This window comes from Rhizobium sp. CF080, assembly GCF_000282095.2.
Lineage (GTDB): Bacteria > Pseudomonadota > Alphaproteobacteria > Rhizobiales > Rhizobiaceae > Neorhizobium.
In genome coordinates this window covers 186,252-203,194 of sequence record NZ_AKKC02000005.1, presented here as the reverse complement: position 1 = coordinate 203,194, position 16,943 = coordinate 186,252, and the positions used below count along the sequence as shown (strand labels likewise).

Sequence of the window (16,943 nt, the reverse complement as noted above, 5' to 3'; positions counted from 1 at the left end):
TGGATTAGCAGGGTAACAACTTAGACCAGCAGAGTGTATCGGCCCCTCACGAAACAATTCGTTCATCCTCCGCTGTAATCATGGCAGCCGCGCTGGAAAAATACTTCGGCCAAACCGCAGGTTACGTCGACCGGACTTGTACCCGCGAAGGGGATTTCGCCGAGCAATGCCTTGACGAGCGCCTGCTGCACCGGCTGGACGGCGGCATAACCGTTCACAAAGGTTCTGCATTCCGGCATGTGGTAGAGCAGAAAGGGCGTGCCGAGCGAGACATAAACCGTCGGAAGATAGGCCCAGAGCCGTTCCATCGAATGCGGGAAGAGACCATGGAGCTCTTCCCAGCGCGGCCCGAGGTTCTCCTTGGCCGACACACCTTCCTCCGCCATCAGGTACATTCCAATATCATGAGCCGTCGGATCGATTGCGTCACCTTTGCGATAAAGCGTTACCTCAAAGCCTCGGTCGCGTAAGTGATCGGCTACCTGCAACTGCGGCAAGGGACCGGACGGGCTCATCCGGCTGTCGAGTTGCGCCAGGAGAATGCGCTTGTGCCGGTCGAGATCGAGCGGCAGTAACGCCTGCGTGTCTTTGACCAACGTAATACCGGCTTCGGCCGCTGCACTAGACCAAGCGGCGCGTTTCGCACCGCCCAGCAACCGGGAGCGAACGGCCTCGGCCGGCGGATGGCCGCCGGTCTGGTGAAGTTTCATCGACGCCTTGAGGGCGAGGACACGCAAGACGGCTTCGTCGACCCGTTCCTGCGTCAGGGCACCGTTTTCGAGCCCTTCCTTCAAGTAGTCTAGGTCTTCGTCGAGGTCGTCCGGAAACAGAAGGATGTCGCAGCCGGCGGCGATGCAAAGCGGCACGAGATCGCGCCGGTCGCCGCGGGCATTGAAGCCGACCATGCCTGTCGCGTCGGACACGACCAGACCATTAAAACCGAGTTCGTGCCGCAGCAGCGTCGTACTCAGGTCGAAGTTCAGAGTTGCCGGCATATGCGCTGGGCTGCGCGCCGATGATCCGAGTTCAGCGGTATAGGCGGGCAGAGTGATATGACCCGACATCACGACCTGCACGCCTTTGGCAATGGCGTCGGCATAGATCTTGCCGAAGCTGTCCCGCCACTCCTCCATCGACATCGTATTGTGGGTGGTCGCAAAATGCTGGTCGCGGTCGTCGAGCCCGTCGCCGGGCCAGTGCTTGATCGAGCTTGCGAAGCCCGCCGAGCGCGCGCCTTCCTGATAGGCGGTCGTCATCGCCATGACGGTCGCCACGTCCGAACCGAAGGAGCGGGTGTTGACCACGTTGGAGCGGAAGTTGACGGCAAGGTCCGCGACGGGCGTCCAGGAGATGTTGAAGCCGAGGTAACCACCCTCGCTGCCTGCGACGACGCCCATGCGGCGCGCCTGTTCGGGATCGCCCGTGGCGGCGATCGTCATTTGGTTGGGGTAGGGAGTGCCCGCCGCGACGCTGCTCTTCTCGGAGAACTCGATATCGCAGGTCATCAGCAGCGGGATAGCGGTGCGAGACTGGAGGAAGTCGGCGCTTGCACGGAGTTCCTGCTCGGAGCGCGACGGCATGCGGTGGACGCCGCCGACACGGCGCGAGAGCGGGACGGAAAGGCTTTCAGTGGACAGGTCGCGGCAGAGCGGCAGCACGATCTGGCCGAGCTTTTCGTCCAGCGACAGTTTGTCGAAGGTCGACTGGACCCAGGCAAGGGCTTCGTCATCCAGATGGAAGGGATGACCTGCAAGCTTCTTCAGAATATGTCCGGTCATCAGATGCGCTTTCCAGTTTCCTTGTCGAAGATGTGGAGCTTTTTCTCCGCGAGGCCGAGCTGGACGCGGTCGCCCGGTCTCACCGTGGCCGAGGAGGGCGCCTTGACGGAAAGGCCGATATCGCCCCGTTTGCACCAGACGAGCTTTTCCGGCCCCATCGGCTCGACGACATCGACCTCGACCGTCAGGCCGGAACCGGTGTCATCTGCGTGGATCGCCATGTCCTCCGGACGGATGCCGACGATGACCTTTCGTCCGTCCGCGAGCGGCAGGGAGAGGGCAGCGGCGATGGGCACGGCCTGTCCGTCGACGACCGCATCGCCGCCCTTGATCGTGCCGTCCAGGAAATTCATGGCGGGCGAGCCCACGAAGCGGGCCACGAACGTGTTCGCGGGCCTGTTGTAGATTTCGTCCGGCGTGCCCTGCTGCTGGATGATGCGGTCCTTCATCACCACGATGCGGTCCGCCAGCGTCATCGCCTCGATCTGGTCGTGGGTGACGTAGATCATGGTTGATCGGAGACGCTGGTGAAGCCGCTTGATCTCGACGCGCAGGTCCGAGCGAAGCTGGGCGTCGAGGTTGGAGAGCGGCTCGTCGAACAGGAAGACGCCGGCATCGCGCACCACGGCACGGCCGATCGCCACGCGCTGGCGCTGGCCGCCGGACAGTTCGGATGGCTTGCGGTCGAGCAACGGCTCGATCTGCAGCATTTTCGCTACATGCGCGACGCGCTTTTCGATCTCCGGCCCGGCAACCTTGGCCACCTTGAGGCCGAAGCTGAGATTGCCGCGCACGCTCATGCGCGGATAGAGCGCATAGGACTGGAAGACCATGGCTATGCCGCGGTTCTTCGGTTCGACATTGGTCATGTCGTGTCGGCCGATCAGGATCTGCCCTTCGGCGACATCCTGAAGGCCCGCGATGGCGTTCAGGAGCGTGGACTTGCCGCAACCGGAAGGTCCGAGCAGCACGATGAATTCCGAAGCGGGAATGTCGAGGTCAATGCCTCTCAGCACCTCAACCTGCCCGTAGCGGATTCCGAGGTTACGAAGCTGTACGCCTGTCATGATTAGCCTTTCACGGCGCCGGACGCCACGCCGCGAACAAACCAGCGGCCCGACGTGAAGTAGACGAGAAGGGGGATGATCGAGGTGAGCAGCGTCGCCGCCATCTCCACGTTGTACTCCCGCTCCCCGTAGGTGGAGTGCACGATGTTGTTAAGCTGGACGGTCATCGGCGCATAGTTGATGCCGCCGAAGACGAGACCGACGATATAGTCGTTCCAGATGAAGGTGACCTGAAGGATGCCGGCGACGGCGATCATCGGAACCGACATGGGTAGCAGGATCGAGAAGAAGAACCGCCAGTAGCCTGCGCCATCGACACGCGCAGCCTTGAAAAGATCGATCGGGATCGAGGCGAAATAGTTGCGGAACAGCAGCGTCACGACCGGCAGCGCGAATACGACATGCACGAAGATCACGCCGGCGAGCGAATTGAACAGGCCGATGGTCGAGGTGATGCGCACCAGCGGATAGATCAGCACCTGGTAGGGGAAGAACCCGCCGATCAGCATCGCCGTGAACAACACGTTGGCGAACCGCACCCGCCAGAAACTCAGTGCGTAACCGGTCACCGCGCCGGCGGCGATCGCCAGCACCACGCTCGGAACGGTGATCAGGAAGGAATTAACGAAGCCGACCTTCAGGCCTTCGCAGCGCAGGCCGGTGCAGGCCGAGTTCCAGGCCTTCCACCAGTGCTCGAAGCCGAACGAATGCGGCAGGGAGAGAAGCGTGCCCGAACGGATCTCCTCCATCGACTTGAACGCCGTGACGATCATGACGTAGAGCGGCACCAGCGCCACGATGGCGGTGACGATCAGCAGCAGATAGACCAGCATGCGGGAAAGCGGCGCTGCGAGGGCATTGCGGCGGACGGGAGCGTGAGTGTTTGCAGGGCTCATCGTGCGCCTCACTTGCGGCGGTTCTTGAGAATGAGAAGCGGCACGGCGACGGCCAGGACGAGAAGCAGCAGCGTCGTCGCAGCGGCAGAGGCGAGGCCGACCTGCTGGCGTTCGAACATGTGATCGATGATGAACTTGGCGGGCACGTCGGTTGCGATGCCTGGTCCGCCTCCGGTCATCGCGACCACCACATCGAACAGGCGCACGACGGTAAGCGACATCAACACCAGAGCCGTCGCGATGCTTGCGCCGATGCTTGGCATGATGATGTAGAGATGTGCCTTCCAGGCAGGAATGCCCTCTATGCGGATCGCCTTCCACAGGTCGTCATCGACACCGCGCAGGCCCGCGAGCAGGACGACCATGACCAGACCCGAGGAATGCCAGATCGCTGCGATGATGATCGTGAAGATCGCCATGTCCGCGTTGACGATCCAGTCGAACGAGGCATTCTCGAAACCGAGTTTGCGCGCCACGTCGGCAATACCGAAGCTCGGATCGAGCAGCCAGCGCCAAACCAGGCCGGTGACGATGAAGGACATGGCAAACGGGTAGAGATAGATCGTCCTGAGCGCATTTTCGCCGCGAACGCCGCGATTGATCATCGCGGCAATCGAATAGCCGATCAACAGCGTGATCGGAATGAAGATCGCGGCGAACAGCGCCATGTTGCACAGCGAGACCTGCCAGCGGGCATTCGAAAACAGGTTTATGTACTGGGTGAGGCCGGCGAACCTGTAGTTCGGCAGCATGGAGGACCGGGTGAAGGATATGCCCGCCGCCCACAACACGCCCCCGACATAAACGGACAGCACGATGAATGCCACGGGAGCGAGCGTCAGGGCCGCCTGAAGGCGACTGCTTGAAGGCGACCTCACGAACACGAATGGAAACTCCGAATATCTGGATATCCCGGGGGAGGCGACGTAGCGCACTCCCCGGGACTGTTGGGATCAGCTCGCCGAGAGCCCCTTGGCATAGGCTTCGATGAACTGTTCGGCGGTCAGGCCACCCTTGTTTGCGAAGCGGGTAATGGCATCCTCGACGGCGCCGACAATCGCCGGCGTGAACATCATCTGGTCGCTGCCGGTGGAAAGCTTGGGATCGTTGAAGAAGCGGGATGCTTCCGCGATGCACGGGTTGAGCTTGGACGTGTCCGCGCCCTTGAGGATCGGGATCGTGCCGTTCGCGACCGCAAACGCGGTCTGGGTCGGAACGTCGGCGAAGGCCTTGAGGAGCAGATCCTGCGCCTTGGTCATCGCGGCATTCTTCGGCTCCGGGAACAGGAAGACGTCGCCGGAGATGACCATGCCCTGTTCGGGGTTGATGATCGCGCACTCGTAGTCCGTTCCGGCCGTCTTGCCAGCGGCGGCGAACGCGCCGTTCAGCCACGTTCCGCCCTGCGTCATCAGGGCCTTGCCCGAGATGACGAGGTTGGTCGAGTCCGGCCATGAACGGCCAGGCGTACCCGCGTCGGCAAAGTCCCTGAGTTTCTCGAACACCTTGACGGCGGCCTTGAACTTCTCGCCGCGGACGGCGGAGGCGTCGCGCTTGTAGATGACGGCGTCATAGGTATCGCGTCCTGCGACAGCCAGAACGACGGCATTGAACATCAGCCGCTGCCAGCGAGGCTCGCCGGAGGGCGCAAAGGGCGTCAGCCCCGCGGCCTTGGCCTTGTCGAGCGCAGCAAAGACCTCGTCCCAGTTCTTCGGCTTGGCGACGCCGATCTTGTCGAGGATCGGCTTGTTGAACCAGAACCAGTTGGCGCCGTTGCCGGAGATCGGAAGTGCCCAGATCTCGCCGTCGACGACGCCCGAGTTCAGCAGCGCCGCCGGCATCTTGTTCTGCCAGTTGTCGGCCTTCGCCGTGTCCGTCAGGTCACGCAGCAGGCCGTTGTCCTGCAGTTCCACGAACTGGGCGCCGGTGTTGAAAAGCATGGCAGCCGGCGGATTGCCGCCGACGACGCGATTGACTGCCGTCGAACGGGCGTTCGGGCCGCCGGAAATGGCGTTGTCGATCCATGTGCCACCGAGTTCGGTGAACTTCTGGGCGAGAACCTTGACGCCAGCGGATTCGGCGGCCGAAGTCCATTGGTGGATCACTTCGCCCTTAACTTCCTGTGCATTCGCGTATGCTGCGAAGCAGAGTGCCGTGGCGGTGGTCGCTGCGAGAAGCAATTTGGAAATCAACGTGGCTCCCTCCTCCTGAATTCCGGGAGGAACCCTATCGCCGCCATATTCCATTCGTCAAATAATGGAATCGGCAATGATTATAATCTCAGATTATATATATCGCCGCTCCGACAGCGGTTCCGGGGCCTATCCCCTTGACTTGCATTTCATTCCTCGTCGGTTCCCGTGGACAGATCTCTTGCGGCAGAGACGAAACGCTGTCCGAGCAGATTGAGCTGCCGATCCGCGATTTTCTGCATCGCGAACTGTCGCGTGGCGATATGCTCCACCAAGGGAATTGCGGTCAGTATGCCGCGCCGGATTTCGTCCCGCAGAAACTGGTCGGAGAGAATGCTGACGCCGTCGGATCGCTCGACGATTGCCTTCAGCACACTGAAAGGTGCCGCCTCGACGAGATTGGCCGGGAAGGGTACGCCGTTGGTCGTGAACAGGGCCTCGATCTGCTTGCGGAAGGCACCGCCGGGCGGCGGCATCACCCAGGTAGAGCCGCTCAGATCGACAAGCGAAACCTTGTCCCTGCCCGCCAGCGGATGTCCCGCCCTAACCACGATAACGGAACGGGCGGTGAAAAGCGGAATTTCCTCCACGCCTTCGGGTGTCGGCCTCTGCCCGACATTGGAGACGATCAGATCGAGTTCATGCGTGAGAAGCCGCTCCATGAGCTCTTCGTCGGTGCCTTCGGTGACAGTCACGGCCGCATTGCCGCTCTCATTGAGGACCTGGGCGATGACGCGGGGAAGGATGCTGCCCGTCGCAAGGGGTGTTCCGCCGACACGCAAGGGCCCCTCCGCGCCGCGCCGCCGCGCTTCGAGTTCCTTCCGGGCGAGCTGCAGGATGGCCTCGATACTTTCGGCATGCCGTATCAGGATCCTCCCCGTATCCGTCAGGATGGCGCCGTATCGGCCGCGGTCGACGAGATGCATGCGTGTAATGTCTTCGAGCCGCGCGATGCTGACCGACAGGGCCGGCTGAGAGATGCCGAGCGCCTCGGCGGCCTTCTGGAAAGACCCGGCGCGGTCGATGGCAAGCAGATAGCGAAGCAGTCTCGGTTCGAGGTCCATGGTATCCAGACAGGCAGTTCGATTTTCGGAACCTGTTACGACCGGGGGCCGGCAGCGACAACCTTGCCCGAACAGGCCGGGCCCCAAATCACTTGCCGAGATACGTCGCTTCCCAGCGGCCCGACCTGATGTTCTCCTTCGTGGAGGCCAGTAGCATTTCCACGAAGCGCCTGGCGGCAAGCGACCGCTCGGAATTCTGCAGCAGTGCGATAAGCCAGGTCACGGAAAGCCCCGCGATCGGGGCCCAGGCGAGCTGGGTGAGCGGTGAATTGACCATCCCGCAGAAGGGCATGATCGTAAACCCCACCCTGCGGCGAATGAGGTCGTCCATCGGCGCATATTCGGTCTCCACCGCGACCCTGGCGCGGCGGCCGATGCGGGCGAATTCCGTTTCGATCAACGTCCGCAGGCCATCGGGGCGCGGTGTGAGGATCAGCGGCCGGTCGGCCACCATGTCGAGCGTCAGCGGCCGCTCGGGGGAAAGATCGCTGCCGGCCGGTCCGACCAGATAGAGCTGTTCCTGCAGCAGGGGTTCGGTGTGCAGATCCGGCTCCGTCAGCGGCGCGGCCAGGATGCCGATATCGATATCGCGGAAGAAGATCGCCTCGCGAAGCTGGAAGGAATGGGCGCCTCGCACGCGAAGCCTAACATGCGGAAAGGCCTCGACATAGCTTGCCACCAGTTCGCCGGTCAGCACGCGTCCCATGAAGCGCGGCGCGCCGAAGGCAAGCCGTCCGGACGGTGTTTCGGCGGCATGCATGACCTCCTCCGGAACCCGCTCGATCTCCTCCATGATCGCGTCGGCCCTGACCCGGAAGATCTCGCCGGCGGGTGTCAACGTAAGGCCGCGGCCGGTGCGGTGGAACAGCGCCGTGCCGATCTCCTGCTCCAGAGCGGAAATCTGGCGGCTCAGCGCCGGCTGCGAAATATCCAGCTTTTCGGCGACCCGCGACAGGTTGCCGAACTCGGCTGCCTTCAGGAAATATTCCCACTTCCGCAGGTTCATCGTGTCGCCTCCTGCTGCCCATCAGATATGCGTCTCAGGTTATATCTGAACTGTCATCCTGTCTATTGATGAAAGGCTCCGCGGTTGGAATAGTCGCGATGGGTTGAGGAGCCCCGCATTCGAGGAGGTATTTATGCTCAAGCGCGCAATTCTCATCGCCAGCGTCGTCATCGCTGGCGCGGCCCCGTCCTGGGCCGAAACTAAGATCGCCATCGGCACGCCACCCATCGCTGAAGTGGAAGCTGCCTTTGTGGCCAAGGACGAGGGCATGTTCGAAAAGAACGACCTGAACGTCGAATTCCTGCCTACCGGTTCGAACCAGACGCTGGTTGCTGCACTTGTCGCCGGATCGCATCAGATCGTCGCCGTTTCGCCTACCGTGCTGCTGCAGGCGGTCGATAGCGGCATCGATCTCGTGGTCGTTGCCAATTGCGGCGTGACTGCTCCTCGTACCGCCAAGAACGCCGGTTTGGCGGTCCGCGGCGGCGTCGAGATCAGCAAGCCCGAAGATCTCAAGGGCAAGAAGGTCGGAACGCCGAGCATCGGCGGCACTCTCGATATTCTCTTCCGCCAGTGGCTGAAGCAGAAGAACGTGTCGGAGAAGAGCGTCACCTTCATCGAAGTGCCGATTCCCAACACCGCCGATGTCCTGAAGGGCGGCACGATCGATGCTATCATCGCCGGTGAGCCGTCGCTCGGCCGGGCCGTTGCCCAGGCGAACGGCAAGGTCGCATTCAACTACATGTCCGAACTTCCGGAAAACCTGCCCTACACGACGTTCGTTGCGACCCGCGAATGGGCAAAGGCGAATGCCGCTACGATCAAGTCCTTCCGCACGGCTTTTGCCCAGGCGGCGGATTATGTGGCTGCTAATCAGGGCAAGACCCGAGAGATCGTCTCGAAATATACGCGGCTGCCGATCGAGGTTCTGAACAAGATCGAACTGCCGGAATGCAAGACCGCACCCACCAAGGCCGCACTCGACTATTTCGACGGTGCGATGCGCGAAGGCGGCATGCTGACCGGCAAGATCGATACCGCCGGGCTGATCGTGCCCTGAGCCACCCGAAAGGGCCGGGGTGCACGGTGATGTTCCCCGGCCATGCTTCCCGTTTTTACAGGTGACATCATGGTCCAGATGACCGGCGCCGAGGCGCTGACCCGTTTGCTCGTTCCGGAAGCCGTGCCGTTTGTCTTCGGCATCGCGGGCGGCAAGTTGAACCCGCTTCTCCATGCGATCTCCCGCGAGCCGGCGATCCGCTACCTCGGCGTGCGCCACGAGGCATGCGGTCCCTTGATGGGGGCGGCCGTCGCCTCGGCCAGCGGGCGCATCTGCGTGGCGCTCGGCGAGATGGGGCCGGGTTCTTCAAACCTCGTCAGCGGTCTCGGCACGGCCTTCAACAACAACCTGCCGCTCCTGCTCGTCACCTCGAACAACCACCATGCCGCATCCTATCCGAACCGCGGCATGTTCATGGATCTCGATACACATGCGCTGCTGAAGCCGCTTACCAAGTGGAGCGCCGTCGTCCATGACGGCCGCCGCCTGCCGGATCTCGTCCGCGACGCATTCCGCCAGGCGCTGACGGGACGACGCGGGCCTGTCCATCTCGACGTGCCGCAGGAAATCTTCACCGCCCGGTTCGATTTCGACGAAGAGGCGCTTTCCCTGGCCCCCGAGGCCTATCGCGCCGTCGAAGGCCCGCGTGCGTCGGCGGCCCAGATCGCCCGTGCGGCGGAGATGCTGGCTTCCGCGAAGCGCCCGGTTCTGGTGGCGGGCGGCGGCGTCGTCTCGGCGAATGGCGGCGACCTGTTCCGCGAACTCATCGCCGAAATCAAGGCGCCGGCGCTCGCCACCCAGATGGGGATCGGAACGGTCCCGTCGGATTCGCCCTTCTTCATCGGCCACGGCGGCATCATCGGCGGCGACGCCATTCCGGCGGCGATGGCGGAGGCAGACGTTATCCTGGCGGTTGGTTGCCGCTTCTCCTCCTGGCTCTGGGATGACGGCGGCGCCCTCACTAAGGGTGGTGCACAGCTCATCAACATCAATATCGATCCGATGAGCCTCGGCGCCAACACCCCCCATGCGCTTGGCATTTGGGCGGATGCAAGAAGCGCGCTGGCCGATCTTCTCGTGGCCCTGAAGGATCGCGCCGTTCCCGACCGGTCGAAATGGCTCGCGCGGCTGCGAGATATCTATGTCACCTATCGGGGCAAGCTCGACCGCATGAATGACGATGACGGCTCGATCATGCATCCGGCCCGCCTCGGGACGGCCCTTGGAAAGCTTCTGCCAGCGGATTCGCTGATAGCTTATGACGGCGGTCACACGTCCTTCTGGAGCAACGACCTGACACCGGCGACTGTCGAGCGGACCCGTTTCCATGAACCGGGCATGTGCCAGCTCGGTTTCGGCACCCCCTATGCGGTGGCGCTGAAGCTCCTCCATCCCGACCGGCCGGTTTTCAACATCTGTGGCGACGGCGCGTTCGGCTTCACGCTTTCCGAGCTGGATACGGCCCGGCGTTACGGATTGCCGATCATCAACATCATCCACAACAACGCCTCCTGGGGCGTCATCAAGATGGGACAACGGAAGACTTACGACTTCTCTTTTGGCACGGATCTCGATGGTGTCGACTATGCCGACGTGGCCCGCGGCTTTGGCTGCCATGGGGAACGCGTGACCACTGTGGATGAAATCGCTCCCGCGCTCGAACGTGCTATCGCCTCCGGGCTGCCGGCGGTTATAGACTGCCATGTGCGTTTCGAGGCCCATCCGAGCATGCCCTATTTCGCGAAAATGAATGCTTACGGCTTTCAGAAGGGTGTGGGCGGCGGGCCTCATGCAGCTCTCGTGAAAGGAGCTTAACGTGGTTGTGACGCAGCTTTCCACCCGCCCGCGGCAAGGCGAGGACAACTCCACTCCGACATCCGGCGAGGCGCGAATCCGTATCCGCGACGTGACGCTATCCTATGGTTCGTTACAGATCATCGGCGGTATCAGCCTCGATATCGCTCCGGGTGAAACCATTTCCGTCATCGGACCCTCTGGGTGCGGCAAGACGACGTTGCTGCGTATGCTGGCCGGCCTGGCCCGGCCGACTTCCGGCAGCGTCGAACTTGACGGGTCGGTTCTCGGTGGACCGAACCGCTCCATCGCGATCGTTTTTCAGGATTACGGAAAGGCGCTCCTGCCCTGGCGGACCGCCGCCGGGAATGTCTCGCTGGCGCTCGAGGCGCGCGGATGTCCGGGTGCCGAGCGTCCGGCGATCATTCGAGAATTGCTGGAGAAGATCGGCCTTGGCCGGCACGCCGACAAATATCCGGCCGAGATGTCCGGCGGCATGCAGCAGCGCCTGCAGATCGCCCGGTGTCTTGCGCAGGAGCCGAAGGTGCTTCTGATGGACGAGCCCTTCGGTGCGCTGGACGCGATGACGCGGCAGGCGCTTCAGGACGAGGTGCTCGGGCTGGTGGCGACAACGGGCGCCACCATGGTCTTCGTCACCCATGACCTCGAAGAGGCGATCTATCTCGGCGATCGGATCATCTGCCTTCAGCCCAATCCGGGGCGTGTCGGTCGTGTCGTGGACGTTCGGCTTGCCCGGCCGCGCGACCAGTTGCTGACCCGCGAGGATCACGAATTCCTGCGTCTGCGTCGCGAGCTCTACGACCTCATCAAGGACGACCATCAATGAGGGCGGCGAGCCTCCTCAAAAACGGCTGGCGCGCGGCATTGCTGCCCGCTACCCTGATCGTTGTGGCGCAGGTCGCGGCAACCGTTACCCAACTGGAAAGCGATACGCTAGCCAGCCCGTTCGATATCGCGCAGGCGTTCGGTTCGGTGATGGCCGACGGATCTCTTCCGAAGGCGACGCTGGACACGCTGAAAGCCGCCGCAGCCGGTTGTATTCTGGGTGTCGGGGCGGGGTCGCTGCTCGGTATCGTGCTCGGTCTTTCCCGCCTTGCGGATGAAGCTCTCGACCTTACCATCGAGTTGCTGCGGCCGGTCCCGGTGGTCGCGCTGATCCCGGTCGTGATGATGCTGTTGGGCTTCGGTGCGGAAATGGAAATCGTCATCATTGCCCTCGGCCTGTTGTGGCCGTCCGTCGTGCTGGCGCGCGCTGCAGTCAAGGAAGTGGAGCCGCGCCTGATGGAGGTGTCGAACGTGTTGCAGCTCGGCTTCCTGGCCCGGCTGACGAAGATCGTCCTGCCGGCGATACTGCCGCAGCTCTTCATGTCGCTGAAACTTGCTGCCGGTTACGCGCTGGTGGTGGCGGTGACGGTGGAGATCACCGCCAACCCGCTGGGCCTCGGCTACGGGATCATGATGGCCCAGCAGGCGCTGCGGCCGGCGGAAATGTTCGCCTATCTGATCTGGATCGGAGCCATCGGCTGGCTGATCAGCCTGCTGCTCAACGTGGCGCAGCGCACCTTCTTTCCGGCCTTTGTGAAAGGAGAAGGGCGATGAAGCATTTTTCCCTGCGCAAGCTGTTGCTTGGCTGCGGTGCGTTGGCGCTTTTCATCCTGGCGTGGAAGCTCGTTACCGATGCGAAGCTCGTATCACCGATCTTCTTTCCCGGCCCGGAACGGACTTATGCCGCTCTGGTGAAGGGCCTTTCGGGCGGCGCGATGCTTTCACAGACGCTGGAGACGGTCCAGCGGATGCTGCTGGGCTGGCTGCTTGCCTCCTTCGTGGGCGTGTTTCTGGGTGCCTTGATTGGCGTGTCCCGGCGGGCGCGGGCGTTCATTGCGCCGACGCTCGAGCTGCTCCGGCCGTTGCCGGCTTCGGCCATGATCCCGATCGCCATCGCCTTTCTGGGTTTTTCGGACAACATGGTTCTGGTCGTGATCGCCTTCGGGGCGCTCTGGCCGATGCTGCTTGCTACGATCCACGGTTTTGCGGCCATGGAGCCCCGTCTCTATGAAGTCAGTGCCGTGCTCGGTCTCAGCCGCGCCCAAGTTATCTGGAAGCTCGCGCTGCCGAGTGCCATGCCGATGATCCTTGCCAGTCTGAGGCTTGGCCTCACCATTTCGCTCATTCTCGCGGTCGTCGGCGAAATGCTGGCAAGCCGCCAGGGGCTGGGGCAGAGCATTCTGGCCGCAAGCCGCAGCTTCAGATCGCCCGATCTTTTCGCCGGTATTGTCATCCTCGGCGCGATCGGTCTTGTCGGCAGCCGTCTGCTCTCCTTCGCCGAAAGACGCCTTCTGCGCTGGCAGGCCGTCAATCGGTAATCCTACTCTCTACTCAACAATCGGATTTTCGACATGTTCAAGCTCACCGATGCGTCAACCATCATTGATACCGCAATCGCCGAAGCGCGTGCTCGTTCGCTTGCCCCGCTTGCGGTGGCCGTCCTGGATGCCGGCGGGCATCTTGTCGCCTACAAGCGTGAGGATGGCGCCGGTATCGTCCGTTTCGACATCGCCTATGGCAAGGCATGGGGATCGCTCGGCATGGGGTTCGGCACGCGTGAACTGACCGAGCGCGCTGCGAAAAATCCGGCTTTCGTCACCGTGCTTGTCTCGGTCAGCGCAGGACGGATGGTGCCGTCGCCGGGCGGCGTTCTCGTTCTCGACGCTGCAGGTACGGTTATCGGCGCTGTGGGTATTTCGGGCGATCTCGGAGACAACGACGAGCTGTGCGCCATCGCCGGCATCGAGAAGGCCGGCTTCCGCGCAGCTCCGAAGCTCGTGGCTTAAACAAGACTCCACCTCAACCGACACACGGAGGCTGCCGTGCAGCAGAACGTATCGACTTCCGGAAAACCAGGCCAGTTCGTTCGCCTCAACCCCGTAACCGGCGAGATCGCCAGCACCGCGCAGGCGGCGACCGCCGTGGAAGCGAATGCCGCTGCAGACAAGGCAGGCGCAGCCTTCCCGGGCTGGTCGGAGACCGGGCCGAATGCCAGGCGGCAGCTACTGCTGAAGGCATCGCAGGCCCTGGCGTCGAGAAAGGACGAGTTCGTCGCGCTCATGCAGGCCGAGACCGGCGCGACCGCAAGCTGGGCCGGCTTCAATGTCATGCTCGCCGCAGGCATGATCGCCGAAGCGGCGTCGCTGACGACCCAGATCAAGGGAGAGGTGATTCCCTCCGACAAGCCGGGCTGCCACGCCATGTCGGTGCGCGAAGCCGTCGGCGTCTGCCTGGGCATCGCGCCCTGGAATGCTCCCGTCATCCTCGGCGTTCGCGCCATTGCCACCGCGCTTGCCTGCGGCAACACGGTCGTGCTCAAGGCCTCGGAGAAATGCCCGGCGGTACACAGCCTGATCATCAAATGCTTTCAGTCGGCCGGTTTCCCGGAAGGCGTCGTCAACGTCGTCACCAACGCTCCGGAAGATGCAGCCGAAGTGGTCAATGCGCTGATCGATCACCCGGCGGTGCGCCGCATCAATTTCACCGGTTCGACCGGGGTCGGCAAGATGATTGCTCGTCGCGCGGCAGAACATCTGAAACCCGTTCTGCTGGAGCTCGGCGGCAAGGCGCCTTTCGTGGTGCTGGACGATGCCAATCTCGATGAGGCTGTTTCGGCTGCGGCCTTCGGTGCCTTCTTCAACCAGGGCCAGATCTGCATGTCGACGGAGCGCATCATCGTCGTCGATGCCATCGCGGATGCCTTCTTGAAGAAATTCCAGGCCAAGGCTGCCACGCTCGTCGCCGGCGATCCGTCCGAAGGCAAAACGCCTCTCGGTGCGGTAATCGGCACCGAAACCATCGAGAAGGTTCAGGCGCTGGTGCAGGACGCCGTGTCGAAGGGCGCGAGCCTCGCGACGGGCGGAACGGCGGAGGGCGTTCTGATGCCGGCGACGGTGGTCGATGGCGTTACCAAAGACATGCGCCTTTATGGTGAGGAAAGCTTCGGTCCGGTTGTCGCGGTGCTGCGCGCACGTGACGAAAGTCACGCCATCGAACTGGCCAATGACAGCGAATACGGCCTGTCGGCTTCGGTGTTCACCGGCGACGCAGCGCGCGGTCTTCGCGTCGCCCGCCGTATCAAATCGGGCATCTGCCACGTAAACGGACCGACCGTTCACGACGAAGCGCAGATGCCGTTCGGCGGCGTCAAGGGGTCCGGCTATGGTCGCTTCGGCGGTCCAGCGGGCATCGCGGAATTCACGGAACTGCGCTGGATCACCATCGAGACGCAGCCGGGACATTACCCGATCTGATCCAGGTCGCTGTTTGGCGATCCTTAAAACAAGCATGCGGGAGGAAAACATGCGATTGCGTTACTGGAGTTTGCTCATTGGAGTGGCGGGTATTGTCTCGCCGGCCCACGCACAGATGTCGGCGAACCCGCCATCGGTCACCGAGGGTGTTCGTGCCTTCGGCGATCGGCTGGGACCGGACGTGGTGAAAGGGGTGACCGAGCTCTACAAGCCGCTTCACGATGCGGCTTCGAAAGAAGGGGTAACCGTCACCAAGGACATTGCGTACGGGAGCGGCGAGCGCCAGAAGCTCGATCTCTACGTTCCTTCCAATCTCCCGGCTGGGGCTAAAGTCCCCGTGCTGGTATTTGCGCACGGCGGCGGTTTCGTGCGCGGCGACAAGAAAGACGTTGCCCATTTCGGAACCTATTTTGCGCAGCATGGAATAGTAACTGCGCTGATCAACTACACCTATGCGCCACAGGCGAGCTTCCCGTCCGGCGGCGAGGATGTCGGCAAGGCGGTGGCGTGGCTGCGGGAGCATCCGGAAGCGCATCCAGGTAATGTTGGTTCGATCTTCGTATCGGGCAATTCCGCCGGTGCCACGCATGCGGCAACCTACGGGTTTCTCACATCAGCCGGCAAGCCGGATGATGGCGTGCGGGGCTTGATCCTTATTTCGATACCGACAGCCGATGCGGAAGATCTTGCCCAGCAGGACAAGGTCTATTACGGCGAGGATGCATCGAAATATCCCGGCATGTCGATCATCCGCCACGTCACCGACCGGAAACTGCCGATCTTCCTGGCTGTGGGCGAAAACGACATGCCTTCAATCCAACGCCAGAACAAGCGTCTCGTCGACGCGCTGTTTGCCCGCGATGGCAAGCTTCCGAACTACAAGACGGCGCTCGGTCACAACCATATTTCGATCATCGAACATTTCGGCACCGCCGACGAAAGTCTCGGTCCCGATATCCTCGAATTTATCCGCGAAAACGCGGGCAAGTGAATTTCCGGTTCCGTGAAGATCAGGCCGGCGGCGTCGTGTCGCCGGCTTCGGTCGTTTCCAGATCTGCCCGGATGATTTCGGCTGTCTGCTCATAATGTCGCTGCAGAAGGCGCATGGCCTCTTCGCTGTCGCGATCCAGGACCGCCTTTACAATATCCGCATGTTCCTGGCTCACCTTGCGTACCCTGAATGCCTTGCGGCTGGAAAGCGCGCGATAACGGCCAAGCCGGTCCGCAAGCTGCTCACAGAAACCGATCAGCGGACGCGATTGGCAGCCGCTGATGAGAATGGCATGAAAAGCCTTGTGCAGCCGCTCCCATTCCGGGTTGCTTTCGAACCGCTCGGGATTGAGTGAGCGGGGCGCCCGATCCAGCCGGTGATGGGCCACGATAAGGGCTTCTTCCCAAGCTGGGTCCGCATTGGCAATCGACTCGCGCAAGGCGAGACCCTCTACCCAGCACCGGGTTTTCGTCAGCTCCCCGAGTTCCTCAAGACTGATCGGTTTTACGAAGAAGCCGCGCTGCTCCTTGCCGATGACTAGGTCCTCGGTGGTGAGGCGGTTTAACGCTTCCCGCAAAGGTGTTTGCCCGGCTTCGTATTGCTCCATCAGAAAACGCAGCTGCAGCTTACGGCCTGGTTCGAGCCTTGCCGACAAAATATCGACCTTCAGTCGCTCGTAGATGCTCGTGGCAAGCGTTGCTGGGCTTTCCAGCCCCTTGTTCTGCGCATCGACGTTCATGTGGCTCCACCATTCAAATCGATTTTTATATACACGATCA

Annotated in this window: 16 protein-coding genes; 8 read left to right on the top strand and 8 right to left on the bottom strand. The window is 62.3% G+C overall.

What is annotated here, in order from left to right; genetic code table 11:
• Nucleotides 1–62: 62 nt before the first annotated feature.
• The 7 genes from PMI07_RS16595 to PMI07_RS16565 all read right to left on the bottom strand — a co-directional run bounded on the left by PMI07_RS16595 (nucleotide 63) and on the right by PMI07_RS16565 (nucleotide 8,000).
• Complete coding sequence (locus PMI07_RS16595) at nucleotides 63–1,778, bottom strand: glycoside hydrolase family 3 N-terminal domain-containing protein (protein WP_007773145.1); 1,716 nt, start codon at nucleotides 1,776–1,778, stop codon at nucleotides 63–65.
• Entirely contained in the window at nucleotides 1,778–2,845 is a 1,068-nt protein-coding gene (gene ugpC, locus PMI07_RS16590) for a sn-glycerol-3-phosphate ABC transporter ATP-binding protein UgpC (protein ID WP_007773147.1), read from the bottom strand. The genes PMI07_RS16595 and ugpC overlap by 1 nt, the downstream gene beginning before the upstream one ends.
• Before the next feature lie 2 nt (nucleotides 2,846–2,847).
• Complete coding sequence (locus PMI07_RS16585; RefSeq protein WP_007773149.1) at nucleotides 2,848–3,741, bottom strand: carbohydrate ABC transporter permease; 894 nt, start codon at nucleotides 3,739–3,741, stop codon at nucleotides 2,848–2,850.
• An 8-nt stretch (nucleotides 3,742–3,749) separates the two neighbouring features.
• Nucleotides 3,750–4,625: a sugar ABC transporter permease gene (locus tag PMI07_RS16580; RefSeq protein ID WP_007773151.1), complete on the bottom strand. Its 876-nt coding sequence runs from the start codon at nucleotides 4,623–4,625 to the stop codon at nucleotides 3,750–3,752.
• Between the two features lie 69 nt (nucleotides 4,626–4,694).
• Entirely contained in the window at nucleotides 4,695–5,930 is a 1,236-nt protein-coding gene (locus PMI07_RS16575; protein ID WP_007773157.1) for an ABC transporter substrate-binding protein, read from the bottom strand.
• A 149-nt stretch (nucleotides 5,931–6,079) separates the two neighbouring features.
• A complete protein-coding gene (locus tag PMI07_RS16570; protein WP_007773158.1) occupies nucleotides 6,080–6,994 on the bottom strand; it encodes a LysR substrate-binding domain-containing protein in 915 nt (304 codons plus the stop codon).
• 88 nt (nucleotides 6,995–7,082) lie between these two features.
• Nucleotides 7,083–8,000 (bottom strand): LysR family transcriptional regulator, encoded by a 918-nt coding sequence (locus tag PMI07_RS16565; RefSeq protein WP_007773159.1) that lies wholly within the window; start codon nucleotides 7,998–8,000, stop codon nucleotides 7,083–7,085.
• A 133-nt stretch (nucleotides 8,001–8,133) separates the two neighbouring features.
• Here PMI07_RS16565 and PMI07_RS16560 point away from each other — a divergent pair, with 133 nt between their 5' ends.
• From PMI07_RS16560 to PMI07_RS33675, 8 genes are all read left to right on the top strand, one after another.
• Nucleotides 8,134–9,060 (top strand): ABC transporter substrate-binding protein, encoded by a 927-nt coding sequence (locus tag PMI07_RS16560; RefSeq protein WP_007773160.1) that lies wholly within the window; start codon nucleotides 8,134–8,136, stop codon nucleotides 9,058–9,060.
• 69 nt (nucleotides 9,061–9,129) lie between these two features.
• The gene (locus PMI07_RS16555; RefSeq protein ID WP_007773162.1) at nucleotides 9,130–10,875 is read left to right on the top strand and encodes a thiamine pyrophosphate-binding protein; all 1,746 of its coding nucleotides are present in this window, start codon (nucleotides 9,130–9,132) and stop codon (nucleotides 10,873–10,875) included.
• A gap of 1 nt (nucleotide 10,876) precedes the next feature.
• Nucleotides 10,877–11,701: an ABC transporter ATP-binding protein gene (locus tag PMI07_RS16550; RefSeq protein ID WP_007773163.1), complete on the top strand. Its 825-nt coding sequence runs from the start codon at nucleotides 10,877–10,879 to the stop codon at nucleotides 11,699–11,701.
• Nucleotides 11,698–12,474: an ABC transporter permease subunit gene (locus PMI07_RS16545; RefSeq protein WP_007773164.1), complete on the top strand. Its 777-nt coding sequence runs from the start codon at nucleotides 11,698–11,700 to the stop codon at nucleotides 12,472–12,474. Before PMI07_RS16550 ends, PMI07_RS16545 begins: the two co-directional genes overlap by 4 nt.
• Nucleotides 12,471–13,238: an ABC transporter permease gene (locus tag PMI07_RS16540; protein ID WP_007773165.1), complete on the top strand. Its 768-nt coding sequence runs from the start codon at nucleotides 12,471–12,473 to the stop codon at nucleotides 13,236–13,238. The genes PMI07_RS16545 and PMI07_RS16540 overlap by 4 nt, the downstream gene beginning before the upstream one ends.
• 33 nt (nucleotides 13,239–13,271) lie before the next feature.
• Nucleotides 13,272–13,706 carry a heme-binding protein gene (locus tag PMI07_RS16535; RefSeq protein ID WP_007773166.1) on the top strand — a complete coding sequence of 145 codons (435 nt, stop codon included), beginning with the start codon at nucleotides 13,272–13,274 and terminating at the stop codon, nucleotides 13,704–13,706.
• 36 nt (nucleotides 13,707–13,742) lie between these two features.
• Nucleotides 13,743–15,173 (top strand): aldehyde dehydrogenase, encoded by a 1,431-nt coding sequence (locus PMI07_RS16530; RefSeq protein WP_007773167.1) that lies wholly within the window; start codon nucleotides 13,743–13,745, stop codon nucleotides 15,171–15,173.
• Nucleotides 15,174–15,222: 49 nt separating this feature from the next.
• The gene (locus PMI07_RS33675) at nucleotides 15,223–16,164 is read left to right on the top strand and encodes an alpha/beta hydrolase (RefSeq protein ID WP_007773168.1); all 942 of its coding nucleotides are present in this window, start codon (nucleotides 15,223–15,225) and stop codon (nucleotides 16,162–16,164) included.
• Nucleotides 16,165–16,183: 19 nt separating this feature from the next.
• Here PMI07_RS33675 and PMI07_RS16520 read toward each other — a convergent pair whose 3' ends face one another.
• A complete protein-coding gene (locus tag PMI07_RS16520; RefSeq protein WP_007773169.1) occupies nucleotides 16,184–16,903 on the bottom strand; it encodes a GntR family transcriptional regulator in 720 nt (239 codons plus the stop codon).
• Nucleotides 16,904–16,943 lie beyond the last annotated feature (40 nt).

Excerpts from the sequence above, each read along its gene's own strand:
- PMI07_RS16545 (WP_007773164.1), top strand. The coding sequence starts at position 11,698 with ATGAGGGCGGCGAGCCTCCTCAAAAACGGCTGGCGCGCGGCATTGCTG.
- PMI07_RS16555 (WP_007773162.1), top strand. The coding sequence starts at position 9,130 with ATGGTCCAGATGACCGGCGCCGAGGCGCTGACCCGTTTGCTCGTTCCG.
- PMI07_RS33675 (WP_007773168.1), top strand. The coding sequence starts at position 15,223 with ATGCGATTGCGTTACTGGAGTTTGCTCATTGGAGTGGCGGGTATTGTC.
- PMI07_RS16595 (WP_007773145.1), bottom strand. The coding sequence starts at position 1,778 with ATGACCGGACATATTCTGAAGAAGCTTGCAGGTCATCCCTTCCATCTG.
- PMI07_RS16565 (WP_007773159.1), bottom strand. The coding sequence starts at position 8,000 with ATGAACCTGCGGAAGTGGGAATATTTCCTGAAGGCAGCCGAGTTCGGC.
- ugpC (WP_007773147.1), bottom strand. The coding sequence starts at position 2,845 with ATGACAGGCGTACAGCTTCGTAACCTCGGAATCCGCTACGGGCAGGTT.
- PMI07_RS16560 (WP_007773160.1), top strand. The coding sequence starts at position 8,134 with ATGCTCAAGCGCGCAATTCTCATCGCCAGCGTCGTCATCGCTGGCGCG.
- PMI07_RS16570 (WP_007773158.1), bottom strand. The coding sequence starts at position 6,994 with ATGGACCTCGAACCGAGACTGCTTCGCTATCTGCTTGCCATCGACCGC.
- PMI07_RS16520 (WP_007773169.1), bottom strand. The coding sequence starts at position 16,903 with ATGAACGTCGATGCGCAGAACAAGGGGCTGGAAAGCCCAGCAACGCTT.
- PMI07_RS16535 (WP_007773166.1), top strand. The coding sequence starts at position 13,272 with ATGTTCAAGCTCACCGATGCGTCAACCATCATTGATACCGCAATCGCC.
- PMI07_RS16540 (WP_007773165.1), top strand. The coding sequence starts at position 12,471 with ATGAAGCATTTTTCCCTGCGCAAGCTGTTGCTTGGCTGCGGTGCGTTG.
- PMI07_RS16585 (WP_007773149.1), bottom strand. The coding sequence starts at position 3,741 with ATGAGCCCTGCAAACACTCACGCTCCCGTCCGCCGCAATGCCCTCGCA.